Source organism: Klebsiella sp. 18074 (genome assembly GCF_902705905.1).
Taxonomy (GTDB): domain Bacteria; phylum Pseudomonadota; class Gammaproteobacteria; order Enterobacterales; family Enterobacteriaceae; genus Klebsiella; species Klebsiella terrigena.
Genome location: NZ_CACSIS010000037.1, coordinates 14,538 through 31,028, shown reverse-complemented (window position 1 = coordinate 31,028; position 16,491 = coordinate 14,538). Strand labels below are relative to the sequence as shown.

Sequence of the window (16,491 nt, the reverse complement as noted above, 5' to 3'; positions counted from 1 at the left end):
TTACTATACTGTCGCGCGCACCGTTATTTCCCGAGAACAGGCCCAAGGCGCGCGGTTTATACAGGAGGCCCCAATGCAAAAGAAGCCGTTATCCCGCTGAATATAAACTGCTGCTTGCCGCTATTCTGCTGTGCATTGCCGTCAGCGCCGTCTATTACTTCGGCCTCGGCGGGCTGCTGACCCATTTTCATCATCTGCAGACGCTGATCGCTCAAAGCGGCGCCCTCGGCTATCTGCTCTATATCGCGCTATTTATTGTCGCCACGCTGTGCCTGATCCCCGGCACGATTCTGGTGGCGGTCGGCGGTATTGTCTTTGGCCCGCTGACGGGCACGCTTTTATCGCTCTGCGCCGCCACCGTTGGCTCTGCGCTCTCATTCCTGCTGGCCCGCTGGCTGGGCCGCGACGCGTTGCTGAAATACGCCGGCGATACGGCAACGCTACGGGCAATCGAGCGCGGCATCGCCCGTAACGGCAGCGATTTTTTAATTCTGACGCGGCTGGTTCCGCTGTTTCCGTATAATATCCAAAACTATGCCTATGGCCTGACGGCCATTTCATTCTGGTCATTTACGCTTATTTCCGCGCTCACCACCCTGCCGGGTATTTTTATTTATACCCTGATGGCCAGCGAACTCGCCAGGGAGGGAATGACTCTCGCGTTTATGCTTAAACTGAGCCTGGCGGGCCTGGCGCTGTTTGGCCTGGTTCAGGCGGCGAAAATGTTTGCCCGCCGTCGGCGGATCGCAACCGATAATATCAAGGCTGAGGATGAGACCCGATAAACCGCGCCCGTTCCGCTACTATCGGCTCGCGACCGTCGTCGCGCTGGCCGCCGCACTGCTCATCGGCTGGCGGGTCCCTGCCGCGAATGAGTTTATTCAGCGCAGCCTGGCGGCGTTCTCGGCGCTGGACCCGCAGGCCATTGAGCGCTTTATCGACTCATACGGCCCGCAGGCGGCGCTGGTCTCCTTCGCCCTCATGATCCTGCAGGCCGTGGTCGCCCCGCTGCCCGCCTTTTTAATCACCTTCGCTAACGCCTCGCTGTTTGGCGCATTCTGGGGCGGCGTTCTCTCCTGGGCCAGCGCGATGGCGGGCGCGGCGCTGTGCTTTTTGATTGCCAGAGTCTTCGGCCGCGAGGCGGTTGAGAAGCTGACCGGAAAAACGATCCTCCGCAGCATGGACGCCTTTTTTGGCCGCTACGGCAGGCACACCGTGTTGGTCTGCCGGCTGCTGCCGTTTGTTCCGTTCGATCCCATCAGCTATGCCGCCGGCCTGACCTCCATTCGCTTTCGCCAGTTTGCGATCGCCACCGGCATCGGCCAGCTCCCGGCCACCATCGTCTACTCCTGGGCGGGCAGTCTGTTAACCGGCGGGATCTTCTGGCTGGTCACCGGACTCTCTATTTTGCTGGCGCTGGCGGTGGTTATCGCTATCGCCAAAGCGCGCTATTCTGAACGTCAAAAGAGGAATTCACCATGAGTTTGCCGCCGCTGGACTCCGTTCCGCCGATCCTCCGCCCGCAGGCCTGGCTGCACCGCCGCCACTACGGGGAGGTGCTCAACCCGATCCGCTGGTGGGGGCGCATTCCGTTTATTTTTTACCTGGTGTCGATGTTTGTCGGCTATCTCGAACGCCGACGCTCGCCGCTCGACCCGGTGCTGCGTTCGCTGGTCAGCGCGCGTATCGCCCAGATGTGCCTGTGCGAATTTTGTATTGATATTACGCAGATGAAGCTGGCGCAACGCAGCGGCGGTCGCGATAAATTACTGGCGGTCGCCGACTGGCGGCACAGCGGGCTGTTCAGCGATAGCGAGCGGCTGGCGCTGGAATATGCCGAGGCCGCCAGCCTGACGCCGCCCACCGTTGACGACGCGCTGCGCGACCGGCTGGCGGCACGCTTTGATGCCCGGGCGCTCACCGAGCTGACGGCGCTGATCGGCCTGCAAAACCTCTCCGCGCGCTTTAATTCCGCCATGGCCATCCCGGCGCAGGGCCTGTGCCGGATCCCGACCTCCGGGCCTGCAGATTCATATCATAAGGAGTGAGTATGCGTTGTTGTTGGATTTGGCTGGCGGCGCTGCTGCTGATGCCGCTGGCCGTCAACGCCGGCGAGAGCTGGCAGCAGACCGAAGCGCAGGCGCGCGGGCAAAGGGTATGGTTTAACGCCTGGGGCGGCGATCCGGCGGTCAACCGCTACCTGGATTGGGTCAGCGAAGCGGTTAAGCGCGACTATGCGATTGACCTGCGGATCGTCCATATTGCCGATGCCGCCGATGCCGTCAGGCGGATCCAGACCGAAGCGCGGGCCGGGCGCAGCCGGAGCGGCTCCATTGACCTGCTGTGGGTTAACGGCGAGAACTTTCACACCCTGAAAGCCGCCGGGCTGCTGCAAACCGGGTGGGCGCAGACGCTGCCCAACTGGCGCTATGTCGATCGGCAGAAGCCGGTCAGCGAGGATTTTTCCATGCCCACCGACGGCGCGGAGTCGCCGTGGGGCAGCGCCCAGCTCACCTTTATCGCCCGCCGCTCGCAAACCCCGGACGGACCGAAAAGCCCGCAGGCGCTGCTGGCGTTTGCCGCCGCCCATCCGGGAAGCGTCACCTATCCCCGCCCGCCGGACTTCATCGGTACCGCTCTGCTGGAGCAGTTGCTTATCGACCTGACCCGGCAGCCCGACGCCCTTCGCCAGCCGCCGCAGGCCGCGAGTTTTGCCGAGGTTACCGCCCCGCTGTGGCGCTATCTCGACGAGCTTCATCCGCTGCTGTGGCGCGAAGGCGGCGATTTCCCGCCCTCCGCGGCGCGCGTGGATACCATGCTGGCGAACGGCACCCTGCGCCTCTCGCTCACCTTTAACCCGCTGCATGCGCAGCAAAAGGCCGCCAGCGGCGAGCTGCCGAAGGATAGCTACGGGTTTGGCTTCACCAAAGGCACCCTCGGCAACGTGCACTTTGTGACGATCCCAGCCAACGCCCGCGCCTCGGCGGGGGCGAAGGTGGTGGCGAATTTTCTGCTGTTGCCGGCGGCGCAGCTGCGCAAGGCCGATCCCGCGGTATGGGGCGATCCGAGCGTGCTTGATCCACAGGCTCTGCCGCCGGCCGAGGGCGAGGCTCTGCGGCGGCTGATGCCGCAGAATATGCCGCCGGTACTGGCGGAACCGCACGCCGCCTGGGTTGACGCACTGGAGCAGGAATGGCTGCGCCGCTACGGCACACGCTGAGCCTGCTGGCGTGGGGCGCGATGGGGCTGATTTATCTGCCCCTGCTGCCCGCGGCAGGGCTGATGCTTGCCCCCGCGCTGCGTTTCTCCCGCTGGCAGGCGCTGTTTGCCGATCCGCAACTGTGGCAGGCCCTCAGCGCAACCCTGGTGTCAACCCTGCTGTCGGTCGGCGGCGCGCTGCTGCTCACCCTCACCGTCACCGGGGCGCTGTGGCCCTCCCGACGCTGGCGGCGGCTGGCCGGGCGTCTGCCGCTGCTGCTGGCGGTGCCGCACGTGGCCTTCGCCACCGCCGCGCTGCTGCTGTTTGCCGAAGGCGGCTGGTGGTATCGGGTCTGTACCTTCTGCACGCCCGCCGTCGATCGCTACGGCCTGGGGCTCGGCCTGACGCTGGCGGTGAAGGAGAGCGGCTTTTTGCTGTGGGCGATCTACGGCCTGATGGGCGAAAAGCGGCTGGCCGAGCAGGTCACGGTGCTGAAAAGCCTCGGCTACGGCCGCTGGCAGTGCCTGCACTGGCTTATTCTGCCGACGCTGATGCCCTCGCTGGCGATTATCCTGCTCGCCACCACCGCCTGGAGCCTGTCGGCGGTAGACGTCGCGCTCATCCTCGGTCCGGGAAATCCGCCAACGCTGGCGGTGCTGGCCTGGCAGTGGCTAAACCAGGGGGACGAGCTGCAGCAGACAAAAGGGGCGCTCGCCAGCCTGCTGCTGGTGTGTATTCTGGGGCTGCTGGCCGCCGGCGCGTGGGGAGCCTGGCGCCTGTGGCGTCGGCGGATACCGGATCTGCGCGGCGTGCGGCGTCTCCGCTCCGGCGCGGGCGTCGGGCGCGTGGTGGCCATCGCCGTACCGCTGAGCGGCCTGCTCTGCGCCCTGTTTCTCGCCGTCGTCGCGCAAACCGCCGTTCCGACAGGCGCCAGCGTCGCCAACAGCCTGATCCTGGCGCTCCTCTCCTGTGCGCTGGGCGGCATCATTTGCCTGCTGTGGCTGGAGTGCGGCCCTTCCCGCGGTGACGGCTGGATCTGGCTGCCGCCGCTCCTCCCGGCGCTGCCGCTGGCGGACGGTCAGTATCAGCTGGCGCTCTACGCGTGGCTGGACGGGCAGCTCTTCACCGTCCTGTGGGGCCACCTGCTGTGGGTAGTGCCGTGGATGCTGTTTATTTTGCGCCCGGCATGGCGCAACCGCGATCCGCGCATGGAGCTGATCGCCCGCACGCTCGGCTGGCGACGCGGACGGATATTGTGCCTGGTTAAGCTGCCGCTGCTCGTTCGCCCACTGCTGGCGGCGCTGGCGGTTGGCTTCTCGGTCAGTATTGCCCAGTATCTGCCGACGCTCTGGCTGGGCGCCGGACGCACGCCGACGTTAACCAGCGAAGCCGTGGCGCTGAGCAGCGGCGGGGATACGCAAAGCCTTGCCGCTCAGGCATTATGGCAGCTGCTGCTGCCCGCGTTCTTCTTTACCCTCACCGCCCTGCTGGCCTGGCTGGCGGGCCGCTACCGACGAGGATTACGCTAGTGCTGACCGTGAACAACCTGACCCTGACGCTCAACGGCAGGCCGCTGCTGCGGGACGTTGAATTTTGCGTCGCTCCTGGGGAAGTGCTGACGCTGATGGGCCCCTCCGGGAGCGGGAAATCGACGCTGTTTGCCTGGATGGCCGGCGCGCTTGACGAGAATTTTCACGCAGCGGGGAAACTGTGGCTGGGCGGCGAGCGCTGCGACGAACTCCCCACCGAGCGGCGGCGAATCGGTGTCCTTTTTCAGGATGCCCTGCTATTCGATGGCTTTAGCGTCGGACAAAACCTGATGCTCGCGGTTGCGCCTGAAGTTCACGGTGCCGAACGGCGCGCCCTGGTGGAGCAAACCCTGGATCGCGCCGGGCTGACGGGATTTTATCCTCGCGATCCGGCGACGCTCTCAGGCGGACAGCGCGCGCGCGTCAGCCTGCTGCGGGCGCTGCTGGCCCGGCCGCTGGCGCTGCTGCTGGACGAGCCGTTTAACCGCCTCGATGCCGAACTGCGCGCCGATTTTCGCCGCTGGGTGTTCGACGAGCTCGCCCGGCTGGCGATCCCGGCGGTGCTGGTCACCCACGACGGCCACGATATCCCCGCCGCCGGCCGCTGCCTGCAGATGAGCCGCTGGCAATGAAAACTACCCTGACCTGCGTTATCGCAAAGAATTCGCCGCCGGGAGCGAGGAGAATAGCCGCTCAATTTTCTACTGTCGGGCATTTCGATGAAACGTGTTTCTCAATTGACCGCACTCGCCCTGCTGGTTGGGCTTGCTGCTTCCTCCACTTTCGCTGCTGACGCCATGCCGGCGCTGACGCTCTCCGCCCTGCAACAACAGCACGGCGTCGCCATTGATACCCGCCTGAGCGCGTTTTATAACGGCTGGCCGCAGGCCAATGGCCGCCCGCAGGGCCACGAGCCGCAGGCGCTGAACCTCTCCGCCAGCTGGCTGGGCGCCATGAACGACCAGCAGCTCGGCGCATGGGCGACCGGGCATCGGCTGCAGGCCGCGACGCCCGTCGCGCTGTACGGTAGCGATGAGGACAATGCCCGTGTTGCCGCTCGCCTGAAGGCCGCGGGCTTTACCCATATCAACACCCTCAGCGACGCCCTCAGCCAGCCCGCGCGCCTGCAAAAGCTGCCGCACGTCGAACAGCTGGTCTACCCTCAGTGGCTGCACGATCTGCAGCAGGGTAAAGCGGTCGCCGCCGCCCCCGCCGGGCAGTGGAAAGTTTTTGAAGCCGCCTGGGGCGCGCCAAAATTTTACCTGCTGAACCACATTCCTGCCGCCGGCTATATCGACACCAACGAGGTGGAGAGCGAACCGCTGTGGAACAAAGTTTCCGACGCACAACTGCAGGCCCTGCTGGCAAAAAACGGCATTCGTCATGACACCACGGTCATTCTCTACGGCCGCGACGTCTACGCCGCCGCGCGCGTGGCGCAGATCATGCTGTATGCGGGAGTGAAGGACGTCCGCCTGCTCGACGGCGGCTGGAAAACCTGGTCCGACGCCGGGCTGCCGGTCGAACGCGGCATGCCGGCGAAGCAGAAACCGGAGCCGGACTTTGGCGCCGTTATCCCCGGACAGCCGCAGCTGATGCTGGATATGGAGCAGGCGCGCGGGCTGCTGCATCGTCAGGATGCCTCGCTGGTCAGCATTCGCTCGTGGCCGGAGTTTATCGGCACCACCAGCGGCTATAGCTATATCAAGCCCAAAGGTGAGATTGCCGGCGCGCGCTGGGGCCATGCGGGAAGCGATTCCACCCATATGGAGGATTTCCATAATCCGGATGGCACCATGCGCAGCGCCGACGACATTACCGCCATGTGGCAGCAGTGGAATATTCGCCCCGATCAGCAGGTCTCTTTCTACTGCGGAACCGGCTGGCGCGCCTCCGAGACCTTTATGTACGCTCGCGCGATGGGCTGGAAAAACGTCTCGGTCTACGACGGCGGCTGGTATGAGTGGAGCAGCGATCCTAAAAATCCGGTACAGAGCGGCGAGCGCGGTCCGGATAGCAGTATATAGTTGGCCTACGCCTGGCGCTGAACCTGCTTCAGCGTCAGGTAGCCGCTGTAGATGCGGGTCGCCGTCGTCAGCCAGCACAGTCCGCCGAAGATCCACGCCAGCCAGACGAAGTGCGCCGGAAACAGGCAGCACAGCACGAACAGCAGAATCGTCTCCGTCCCCTCCGTCAGGCCGCCAATATAGTAAAACGATTTATGCGCATAGCCCGGGTTATCAATTTGGTGCTTTGCCGCCAGCGCCGCAAAGGCAAGGAAGCTGCTGCCGGTACCGATAAAGGCAAACAGCAGCCAGCCGCCGGCAACGGCGTTGTGCAGCGGATCGGCGAGGATAAAGCCAAACGGCACCAGCGCATAAAACAGGAAATCGAGCGCAATATCGAGAAAGCCCCCGGCGTCGCTTAGCCCTCTGCGGCGCGCCAGCGCCCCGTCAAGCCCGTCCAGCAGCCGGTTCACGACAATGGCCGCCAGCGCCGCGTAATACCATCCTGCCGCCAGCAACGGCAGCGCCAGTACGCCAACGGCGAAGCCCAGCAGGGTTACGCCATCGGCGGAGATGCCGGGGCGGTCGAGCGGCGCGGCGCAGGCGTTGAGCAGCGGCTTCAGGCGGGGGTGCAGATGGCGGTCGAGCACGGCATATCTCCAGCGGGCTAAGGGGTTGTCTGGGCGTCACAAAGGCAGTGATAATAGGCCATTATCCTTCATGGAACGATGATTCAGATGCTAAAAACCATTGATGTTGTGGCCGCCATTATTGAACGAGACGGCAGCATTCTGCTCGCGCAGCGCCCGCCGCACGCTGACCAGCCGGGAATGTGGGAATTTGCCGGCGGAAAGGTGGAGTCCGGCGAGAGCCAGGCGCAGGCGCTTGCCCGCGAGCTGCAGGAGGAGCTCGGGATCGTCGCCCTTCCCGCCCGCTATATCGCCAGCCATCGGCGGGAGGTCTCCGGCCGGCTGATTCATCTTCACGCCTGGTGGGTGCCCCACTTTAGCGGTACGCCAACCGCGCACTACCACAGCCAGCTGCGCTGGTGTTCGCCGCAGGAAGCCTTAACCTTCAACCTCGCGCCAGCGGATATCCCCCTGCTGGAAGCCTTTATCGCCCAAAGCGCGTCTCTCCTTTCCCGCTAATACCGTCCGGCCGCTGTCATCGCTTTTAGTTATGACAGCCGGCGGATTATAAATTTTGCTTTCAGGATAAATTTTCCTTGCTTGCCTAACGATTGCTGGTGTTATAGTCGGAAAATCGGCTTTTTCAAGGGCTGAATCATAATAAATATCCATAAAATCATTCAGGTTGCATCGCGGCGGCAAGAGAGTCGTTCTCCGGCAGCTTACGCGAGTAAGCGCACGGGGTAAGCAAGCGCTGCAGCGCCGGGAGGCGGGCTGAAGGATGACATGTATAAACGCAACCACAACTATAAGGGGAACTTATATCTATGGATCAGACGTGCACTCTGGAAGGTTTTCTCGCCCGCGTTCAACAGCGCGATCCTCATCAAACCGAATTTGCTCAGGCCGTCCGCGAGGTGATGACCACCCTGTGGCCTTTCCTTGAGGAAAATCCGCGCTATCGCCAGCTCAATTTGCTGGAACGTTTGGTTGAACCGGAGCGGGCTATCCAGTTCCGCGTCGTATGGGTTGATGACCGTAATCAGGTTCAGGTTAACCGCGCCTGGCGCGTGCAGTTCAACTCCGCTATCGGCCCGTACAAGGGCGGCATGCGCTTCCACCCATCGGTCAACCTGTCGATCCTTAAATTCCTCGGCTTCGAGCAAACGTTCAAAAATGCCCTGACCACCCTGCCTATGGGCGGCGGTAAAGGCGGCAGCGACTTCGACCCGAAAGGGAAGAGCGACGGCGAAGTGATGCGCTTCTGCCAGTCGCTGATGACCGAACTGTATCGTCACTTAGGCCCGGACACCGACGTACCGGCTGGCGATATCGGGGTTGGCGGTCGCGAAGTGGGCTTTATGGCCGGGATGATGCGTAAGCTCTCCAACAACAGCGCCTGCGTGTTCACCGGCAAAGGGCTCTCCTTTGGCGGCAGCCTGATTCGCCCGGAAGCCACCGGCTATGGTCTGGTCTACTTCACCGAAGCGATGCTTAAACGCCACGGTCTGGGCTTCGAAGGGATGCGCGTCGCGGTTTCCGGCTCCGGCAACGTTGCCCAGTACGCCATCGAAAAGGCCATGGAGCTTGGCGCGCGCGTCATTACCGCCTCCGACTCCAGCGGCACCGTGGTCGACGAAGCGGGCTTTACCCCTGAGAAGCTGGCGCGCCTGTGCGAAATTAAAGCCAGCCGCGACGGTCGCGTGGCCGACTACGCCCGCGAGTTTGGCCTGCAGTACCTCGAAGGCCAGCAGCCGTGGTCCGTGCCGGTGGATATTGCGCTGCCGTGCGCCACACAAAATGAACTGGACGTTGACGCCGCCCGCCAGCTGATCGCCAACGGCGTGAAGGCCGTGGCCGAAGGCGCCAATATGCCGACCACCATCGCGGCAACCGATCTGTTCCTCGAAGCCGACGTGCTGTTCGCGCCGGGTAAAGCCGCTAACGCCGGCGGCGTAGCGACTTCCGGTCTCGAAATGGCGCAGAACGCCGCGCGCATGGGCTGGAAAGCAGAGAAGGTTGACGCTCGCCTGCACCACATCATGCTCGATATTCACCACGCCTGCGTGGAGTACGGCGGCGAAGCGAAGCAGACTAACTACGTTCGCGGCGCCAATATCGCCGGTTTCGTGAAGGTCGCTGATGCTATGCTGGCTCAGGGTGTGATTTAATCCGCAGGCTCTCCCGGGTCGCGCTTATCCGGGAGGGCCGCTGACGGAGCCCAACGAAAAAGACCCCGGCCTGCGGGGTCTTTGGTTATGGATTGTCGGCAGGCGCATCCGCCGCCGGCTTCTTGCCCTTCGCCTTCGCCCCTGGCTTGCCTTTGCTGAACGCTTTCTTAGCACCTCCCGGCGCAACGATACCGCGGAACTGACGAGCGGGCGTGCTGCGCGCCTGGTCGATAAGCTGGTAAAGCGTTCCCACCAGCGGCTGCATAAAGTCCTGATAGCGACACTGCTTTTCGCTGATTTGCGTCAGCACCGATTCCCAGTGCGCGGTCATATCCGGCCGCGCGGCCATTTCAGGCAGGGAGTGGATCAGCGCCCGTCCCGCGTCCGACGAGTGGATATAGCGCCCTTTCTTGACCAAAAAGCCGCGCTTAAACAGCAGCTCAATAATTCCGGCGCGGGTCGCCTCGGTGCCCAGACCGTCGGTGGCGCGCAGGATCTTCTTCAGATCCTTATCCTGCACGAAGCGGGCTATCCCGGTCATCGCCGACAAAATCGTCGCATCGGTAAAATAGCGCGGCGGCTGGGTTTGCCGCTCCACCACTTCGCCCTTTTCGCACAGCAGTTCGTCATTTTTAGCCACCACTGGCAGCGGTGTCCCATCGTTTTCCTCATCGCGCTCTTTATTACCCAGCAGCGCCCGCCAGCCGGCCTCGGCGAGGAAGCGCGCCTTGGCAACAAACTTGCCGTTGGCGATCTCAAGGTCAATCTGGCATTTGCGGAACACCGCGTCCGGGCAAAACTGCATCAGGTACTGACGCGCGATCAGGCCGTAGACCTTGATCTCGTTCTCCGTCAGCCGCACCTGGCTGCTGCGCGCGGTGGGAATGATGGCATGGTGCGCATCAACCTTTTTATCGTCCCAGCAGCGGTTGCGGATCTCCGGGTTAACCGCCGGCTGGGGCAGTAAATCCGGCGCGTGGACGCCAATGGCATTGAGTACCGTATGGCGACCGGCGAAATGCTCCTCCGGCAGGTAGCGGCTGTCCGAACGCGGGTAGGTGATAAGCTTGTGGGTCTCGTACAGCTTCTGGCAAATATCCAGCACGTTTTGCGCGCTGAAGCCAAAACGCTTTGCGGCCTCAATCTGCAGCGCAGAGAGCGAAAACGGCAGCGGAGCGGGCTCCGAATCTCGCTTATCGTTGTAGGCGGTGACCAGCGCCGGTTGGCCGGTAATCCGCGCGACGACGTGTTCGGCCAGCGGGCGGTGCAGCAGGCGTCCTTCATCATCCTGCCAGGATTCGCAGGCATCGCTCGGCTGCCAGGTGGCGACAAAGCGCTCGTCCTGGGGAGTGACGATATGCGCTTTTACGTCGAAGAAATCCTTCGCCACAAAGTTCTCGATCTCTTCATCGCGACGCACCACCAGCCCGAGCACCGGCGTCTGCACGCGCCCGACCGAGAGCACGCCCTGATAGCCCGCGTTGCGCCCGAGCAGCGTGTAGGCGCGAGTCATGTTGATCCCGTACAGCCAGTCGGCGCGCGCGCGGGCCAGCGCCGATACGCAGAGAGGAATAAACTCGCTGTTGGCGCGCAGGCGAGAGATCGCCCGCTCAACCGCCTGCGGATTAAGGTCGTTTATCAGGCAGCGCTGCACCTGCTGACGCTTTTCCGGCGCTAGCTGCAGATAGTCGAGAACTTCATCCACCAGCAGCTGGCCTTCTCTGTCCGGGTCACCGGCGTGGATCACCTCTTCGGCGTCGCCCAGCAGCCGCTTGATAACGTTAAGCTGTTTGCTAACCGAGGGTTTCGGCTGTAGCTGCCACTTCTCCGGGACGATGGGCAGATCGACCAGGTTCCAGCGCGCGTAGCGCCCGTCGTAGACATCCGGCTGCGCCTGCTCCAGAAGATGGCCAATACACCAGGTGACCACCTGCCCGTTGCCGCACTCAATATAGCCGTCGCCCTTGCGATGCGGCTTGGGTAACACCTCGGCGATGGCGCGGCCGAGGCTCGGTTTTTCTGCAATAAACAGCCGCATGTAATCAACGGATCTCGATCATAGGGCGTCCACCGCGGGCGGTAACCAGCTCGCCGATAGCGGCCAGCGTCACGCCGGACGCCTCTGCCGCCGCGCGGACCTCGGCTTCAGCTTCCGGCGAGACCGCCAGCAGCAGGCCGCCGGAGGTTTGCGGGTCGCACAGCAGATCGCGCCACTCCGCGGGCATTTCGCCCATCAGATGGCCGTAGCTGGCGAAATTGCGTCCGGTGCCGCCGGGAACCGCGCCGGCGAGAATATACTCCTCCACACCCGGCAGTTTCGGGATGTCGGCATAGTTCAGCTGCGCCTGTACGCCCGCCCCGCGGCACACTTCGCTCAGGTGGCCAAGCAGGCCAAAGCCGGTGACATCGGTCATCGCCTTTACGCCGTCAATATTGGCAAACGCGGCGCCAGCGAGGTTCATCTGACACATGGTTTCGGTAGCCAGCCCCTGATGCTCAGGCTTGAGCAGCGATTTTTTCTCGGCGGTGGTCAGCACGCCGATCCCCAGCGGTTTGCTGAGGAACAGCCGGCATCCCGCCTCGGCGGTGCTGTTTTTCTTGATACGCTCGGTGGGCACCACGCCGGTCACCGCGAGGCCAAAAATCGGCTCCGGCGCGTCAATGGAGTGGCCGCCGGCCAGAGCGATCCCCGCCTGCTGGCAGGCAAACCGGCCGCCGTCAACCACTTCACGGGCGATTTCCGGCGCCAGGGTGTTAATCGGCCAGCCGAGGATCGCTATCGCCATAATCGGCCTGCCGCCCATGGCGAAAATATCGCTGATGGCGTTAGTCGCGGCAATGCGGCCAAAGTCGAACGGGCTGTCGACAATCGGCATAAAGAAGTCGGTGGTGCTGATGATGGACGTGCCGTTGCCCAGGTCGTAGACCGCCGCATCGTCGCTGGTTTCGTTGCCCACCAGCAGATTGGGGTCAATAAATTTTGCCTGGTCACTTTTAAGGATAGTTTCCAGCACTTTAGGGGAAATTTTACACCCGCAACCGGCTCCGTGGCTGTATTGCGTTAAACGAATAGCTTGCTCGCTCATGGACATCTCCTGTCATTGCAATCCCGCTATGGTAGCGCCCAAACGTCAAGGTGGTAAGTACGACAGTCTGAAATCGCGAATAGTTGCTCATTAAGCAGACAAATATGCGATTTTGCGATAGAGAACCATTTTTTCAGCGCCATTTTAACTTTAACTAAAAGATGACAGAAATGTGACAACGAAACATTCTGCTCTCTCTGGAGTGATAACAACGAAAGGAAATTTTGATGAAAAAGCGCGTTCTCGCCCTTTGCCTGGCAGGCCTCTTCTCCGTTAACGCTTTTGCTCTGGCGCCAACGGGTAACGATGCCACGACTAAACCTGACCTCTACTACCTGAAAAATGCTCAGGCCATCGATAGCCTGGCGCTCCTGCCGCCGCCGCCGGAAGTGGGCAGCATCGCCTTTTTAAACGATCAGGCGATGTATGAGAAAGGACGTCTGCTGCGGGCCACCGAGCGCGGTAAGCTGGCGGCAGAGGACGCAAACCTGAGCGCAGGCGGCGTGGCGAACGCCTTCTCCGGCGCATTCGGCTCGCCGATCACCGAAAAAGACGCGCCGGCGCTGCACAAGCTGCTGACCAATATGATTGAAGATGCCGGCGACCTGGCGACCCGCGGGGCAAAAGAGAAGTACATGCGCATTCGTCCGTTCGCATTTTACGGCGTCGCCACCTGCAACACCACCGAGCAGGATAAACTGTCGAAGAACGGCTCCTATCCTTCCGGCCATACCTCTATCGGCTGGGCCACGGCGCTGGTGCTGGCGGAAGTTAACCCGCAGCGGCAGAACGAAATTCTCAAGCGCGGCTACGAGCTCGGCGAGAGCCGGGTCATCTGCGGCTATCACTGGCAAAGTGACGTCGACGCTGCACGCATTGTCGGCTCGGCGGTCGTCGCAACGCTGCATACCAACCCGGCTTTCCAGCAGCAGTTGCAGAAAGCGAAAGATGAGTTTGCTAAACAGCAGAAGTAGCGCCTGAAGCAGCCCGGCGGCAGGCGCCTGCCGGGCAATTCATGCTCAGAAACGCACGACGAACGGCGCGGTGTCGGCCAGAGCGATGCTGGTTGATGCCTTCAGCTGCGGCGTCCCCAGATAGAGGAAACCGACAATCTTATCCTGCTCTCGGCAGGCAAAGCCTTCACGCACGATGGCGCTTTCAGTTAACGCTCCGCTGCGCCAGATACCGTTGAATCCCTGAGCGACCGCGGCCATCTGCATCGCCATCACCGCGCAGCCCGCCGACATCTCCTGCTCCCACTTAGGCACCTTGGGGTGATCCTCGCAGCGGGCAACCACGGTAATAATCAGTGGCGCCCGGAATGGCGCGCTACGCGCCTTCTCGACGCCCTTTTCATCCTGTCCGGCCGCAATGGCGCCTTTTTCCAACAGCTGGCTGAAGCGCTCGCGCCCTTCATCGGCAATAATAAAGAACCGCCACGGCTGTAAGGTCCCGTGATCCGGGGCGCGTAGGCCGGCGCGGAGGATATTTTCCAGCTGTTCGCCGGCCGGGGCCGGTTCAGCCAGGCGCGAGGCGCTGCGGCGGTTAATCAGTAGATCGAGAGCATCCATCTATGTGACTCCTGTGAGGTTATTTTTCATAAAATTAACATGCACACGAATTTTGTTACAGCCCGACGGGTGATTCCTGCTGACAAGCGCCGATGGTCTCTTTAGGATAGCCAGACGCGGCAGCCCCTGCGGTTAGCCCACTTTTGATAATGTTAGGGAGAATACATGCGAACCCTTTGGCGACTGATCGCCGGATTTTTTAAATGGACGTGGCGAGTACTTAATTTTATTCGTCAGCTCGCGCTGAACCTGGTTTTCCTGCTGCTGGTGCTGGTTTGCTTCGGCATCTGGGCGCAGTTCAGCACCACCACTACGGAGCATGCCGCCCGCGGCGCGCTGCTGATGGATATCACCGGCGTGGTGGTCGACAAACCTTCGGCCAGCAGCAAGCTCGGGGTGATTGGCCGCCAGCTGTTTGGCGCCAGCTCCGATCGCCTGCAGGAAAACTCGCTGTTTGATATCGTACAAACCATCCGTCAGGCCAAAGACGACCGTAATATCACCGGTATTGTGCTGGATCTGAAAAATTTTGCCGGCGGTGACCAGCCGTCGATGCAGTACATCGGTAAAGCGCTGCGCGAATTCCGCGATAGCGGCAAGCCGGTCTACGCCGTCGGCAGCAGCTACAGCCAGGGGCAGTACTATCTGGCAAGCTTCGCCAATAAAATTTGGCTCTCGCCGCAGGGCGAAGTTGATCTGCACGGTTTTGCCACTAACGGCCTGTACTACAAATCGCTGCTCGATAAGCTGAAGGTCTCAACCCACGTTTTCCGCGTCGGCACCTACAAATCAGCGGTAGAGCCGTTTATCCGCGACGATATGTCCCCGGCCGCCCGTGAAGCCGACGGCCGCTGGATAGGCGAACTGTGGCAGAACTATCTCAATACCATCGCTGCCAACCGGCAGATCACCGCCCAGCAGCTCTTCCCCGGCGCTCAGGGCGTGCTCGACGGCCTGCGTAAGGTCGATGGCGATACGGCGAAATACGCCCTGGACAGCAAGCTGGTTGACGAGCTGGCTACCTCCACCGACATCGAAAAGGCGCTGACCAAACAGTTTGGCTGGAGCAAGGCGGATAACAACTATCGCGCCATCAGCTATTACGATTACAGCGTTAAGACGCCTTCCGACCAGGGCGCCGCGATCGCGGTTATCTTCGCGAACGGCGCGATCATGGACGGCGAAGAAACGCCGGGCAACGTCGGCGGCGATACCACCGCGGCCCAGATCCGCGATGCGCGCCTCGATCCGAAGGTGAAAGCCATTGTGCTGCGGGTTAACAGTCCCGGCGGCAGCGTCAGCGCTTCGGAGGTGATCCGCGAAGAGCTGGCGGCGGCGAAAGCAGCTGGCAAACCGGTGGTGGTTTCCATGGGCGGCATGGCGGCCTCCGGCGGCTACTGGATTTCTACCCCTGCGGATTACATCGTGGCGAACCCGAGCACCCTCACCGGTTCAATCGGCATCTTTGGCGTGATCAATACCGTTGAAAACACTCTCGGCTCTATCGGCGTGCATACCGACGGCGTATCAACGTCGCCGCTAGCGGATGTCTCCACCACCAAATCATTGCCGCCAGAAGTACAGCAGATGATGCAGATGAGCATTGAGAACGGCTATAAGCGCTTTATTACCCTGGTGGCTAACGCGCGTAAGAGTACGCCGGAGAAAGTTGACCAGATTGCCCAGGGCCACGTCTGGACCGGTGAAGATGCCAAAGCCAACGGCCTGGTGGATAGCCTCGGGGACTTCGATGACGCGGTGGCGAAAGCCGCAGAACTGGCGAAGCTGAAGCAGTGGCACATCGACTACTACCAGGAAGATCCGACCTTCTTCTCAATGGTGGTTGATAGCCTGACCGGTTCCGTTCGCGCCTCTCTGCCGACGGCGCTGCAGGCCTGGCTGCCCGCGCCCGTCGCGGCGGCCGCCAATGCGGTGAAAGCCGAAAGCGATAAGTTGGCGGCGTTTAACGATCCGCAGAACCGCTACGCCTTCTGCTTAACCTGCGCCAATATCCGCTAGCCCTCCCCGTTCGACAGCAAACCCCGGCCACAGGCCGGGGTTTGCCACTCCAGCCGACACATCTGTCACCATGCTATAACGGGTATACCCTAAATAATTCCGGCTGCAAGATGGCGGCAAGTGGCCGAATCCCCGAGAGCACAGGCCACTATGTGACCGGGGTGAGCCACGCCGCCAACGCATCTCTCCCTTTGCCATTACGGGTATACCCTAAATAATTCGAATTGCAGAAAGGCGGCAAGTGAGCGAATCCCCGGGAGCACAGGCCACTATGTGACTGA

At 62.0% G+C, this 16,491-nt stretch carries 16 protein-coding genes; 11 read left to right on the top strand and 5 right to left on the bottom strand.

Translation table 11 applies throughout. The features are described from left to right. Positions 1-56: 56 nt before the first annotated feature. Positions 57-215: a hypothetical protein gene (locus GVK32_RS29290; protein WP_227697829.1), complete on the bottom strand. Its 159-nt coding sequence runs from the start codon at positions 213-215 to the stop codon at positions 57-59. On the opposite strand from GVK32_RS29290, the gene GVK32_RS25585 reads away from it, so the two are divergent. The 7 genes from GVK32_RS25585 to GVK32_RS25555 all read left to right on the top strand — a co-directional run bounded on the left by GVK32_RS25585 (position 174) and on the right by GVK32_RS25555 (position 6,755). Then, positions 174-785, top strand: a complete 612-nt coding sequence (locus GVK32_RS25585) for a TVP38/TMEM64 family protein (RefSeq protein WP_227697835.1) — start codon at positions 174-176, stop codon at positions 783-785. The two genes, GVK32_RS29290 and GVK32_RS25585, sit on opposite strands and share 42 nt — an antisense overlap. Then, positions 772-1,482: a TVP38/TMEM64 family protein gene (locus tag GVK32_RS25580; protein WP_159873383.1), complete on the top strand. Its 711-nt coding sequence runs from the start codon at positions 772-774 to the stop codon at positions 1,480-1,482. The genes GVK32_RS25585 and GVK32_RS25580 overlap by 14 nt, the downstream gene beginning before the upstream one ends. After that, on the top strand, positions 1,479-2,048 hold the full coding sequence (locus GVK32_RS25575) for a carboxymuconolactone decarboxylase family protein (protein ID WP_159873385.1): 570 nt from the start codon (positions 1,479-1,481) through the stop codon (positions 2,046-2,048). Before GVK32_RS25580 ends, GVK32_RS25575 begins: the two co-directional genes overlap by 4 nt. Before the next feature lie 2 nt (positions 2,049-2,050). Next, positions 2,051-3,220 (top strand): ABC transporter substrate-binding protein, encoded by a 1,170-nt coding sequence (locus GVK32_RS25570; protein ID WP_159873387.1) that lies wholly within the window; start codon positions 2,051-2,053, stop codon positions 3,218-3,220. Beyond that, positions 3,193-4,728 (top strand): ABC transporter permease subunit, encoded by a 1,536-nt coding sequence (locus tag GVK32_RS25565; protein ID WP_159873389.1) that lies wholly within the window; start codon positions 3,193-3,195, stop codon positions 4,726-4,728. The genes GVK32_RS25570 and GVK32_RS25565 overlap by 28 nt, the downstream gene beginning before the upstream one ends. Further along, positions 4,728-5,360 (top strand): ATP-binding cassette domain-containing protein, encoded by a 633-nt coding sequence (locus GVK32_RS25560; protein ID WP_159873391.1) that lies wholly within the window; start codon positions 4,728-4,730, stop codon positions 5,358-5,360. Before GVK32_RS25565 ends, GVK32_RS25560 begins: the two co-directional genes overlap by 1 nt. 87 nt (positions 5,361-5,447) lie before the next feature. Further along, positions 5,448-6,755 carry a sulfurtransferase gene (locus GVK32_RS25555; protein WP_159873393.1) on the top strand — a complete coding sequence of 436 codons (1,308 nt, stop codon included), beginning with the start codon at positions 5,448-5,450 and terminating at the stop codon, positions 6,753-6,755. Positions 6,756-6,760: 5 nt separating this feature from the next. Here GVK32_RS25555 and GVK32_RS25550 read toward each other — a convergent pair whose 3' ends face one another. Next, positions 6,761-7,384: a CDP-alcohol phosphatidyltransferase family protein gene (locus GVK32_RS25550; protein WP_159873395.1), complete on the bottom strand. Its 624-nt coding sequence runs from the start codon at positions 7,382-7,384 to the stop codon at positions 6,761-6,763. An 87-nt stretch (positions 7,385-7,471) separates the two neighbouring features. Here GVK32_RS25550 and GVK32_RS25545 point away from each other — a divergent pair, with 87 nt between their 5' ends. Both GVK32_RS25545 and gdhA read left to right on the top strand, forming a co-directional pair. Continuing rightward, the gene (locus GVK32_RS25545) at positions 7,472-7,882 is read left to right on the top strand and encodes a pyrimidine (deoxy)nucleoside triphosphate diphosphatase (RefSeq protein WP_041147588.1); all 411 of its coding nucleotides are present in this window, start codon (positions 7,472-7,474) and stop codon (positions 7,880-7,882) included. Between the two features lie 308 nt (positions 7,883-8,190). Beyond that, positions 8,191-9,534 carry an NADP-specific glutamate dehydrogenase gene (gene gdhA / locus GVK32_RS25540; RefSeq protein ID WP_159873397.1) on the top strand — a complete coding sequence of 448 codons (1,344 nt, stop codon included), beginning with the start codon at positions 8,191-8,193 and terminating at the stop codon, positions 9,532-9,534. An 85-nt stretch (positions 9,535-9,619) separates the two neighbouring features. On the opposite strand, the gene GVK32_RS25535 is transcribed toward gdhA, so the two are convergent. Together GVK32_RS25535 and selD are read right to left on the bottom strand one after the other, a co-directional pair. Beyond that, complete coding sequence (locus GVK32_RS25535) at positions 9,620-11,572, bottom strand: DNA topoisomerase III (RefSeq protein WP_159873399.1); 1,953 nt, start codon at positions 11,570-11,572, stop codon at positions 9,620-9,622. Between the two features lie 4 nt (positions 11,573-11,576). Beyond that, positions 11,577-12,620: a selenide, water dikinase SelD gene (gene selD, locus GVK32_RS25530; protein WP_041145116.1), complete on the bottom strand. Its 1,044-nt coding sequence runs from the start codon at positions 12,618-12,620 to the stop codon at positions 11,577-11,579. 227 nt (positions 12,621-12,847) lie between these two features. On the opposite strand from selD, the gene phoC reads away from it, so the two are divergent. Beyond that, positions 12,848-13,594, top strand: a complete 747-nt coding sequence (gene phoC / locus GVK32_RS25525) for an acid phosphatase PhoC (RefSeq protein ID WP_159873401.1) — start codon at positions 12,848-12,850, stop codon at positions 13,592-13,594. Positions 13,595-13,639: 45 nt separating this feature from the next. On the opposite strand, the gene GVK32_RS25520 is transcribed toward phoC, so the two are convergent. Beyond that, positions 13,640-14,191, bottom strand: a complete 552-nt coding sequence (locus GVK32_RS25520) for an NAD(P)H nitroreductase (RefSeq protein WP_159873403.1) — start codon at positions 14,189-14,191, stop codon at positions 13,640-13,642. Between the two features lie 165 nt (positions 14,192-14,356). Here GVK32_RS25520 and sppA point away from each other — a divergent pair, with 165 nt between their 5' ends. Beyond that, positions 14,357-16,210 carry a signal peptide peptidase SppA gene (sppA, locus tag GVK32_RS25515; RefSeq protein ID WP_159873405.1) on the top strand — a complete coding sequence of 618 codons (1,854 nt, stop codon included), beginning with the start codon at positions 14,357-14,359 and terminating at the stop codon, positions 16,208-16,210. The last annotated feature ends 281 nt before the right edge of the window (positions 16,211-16,491 follow it).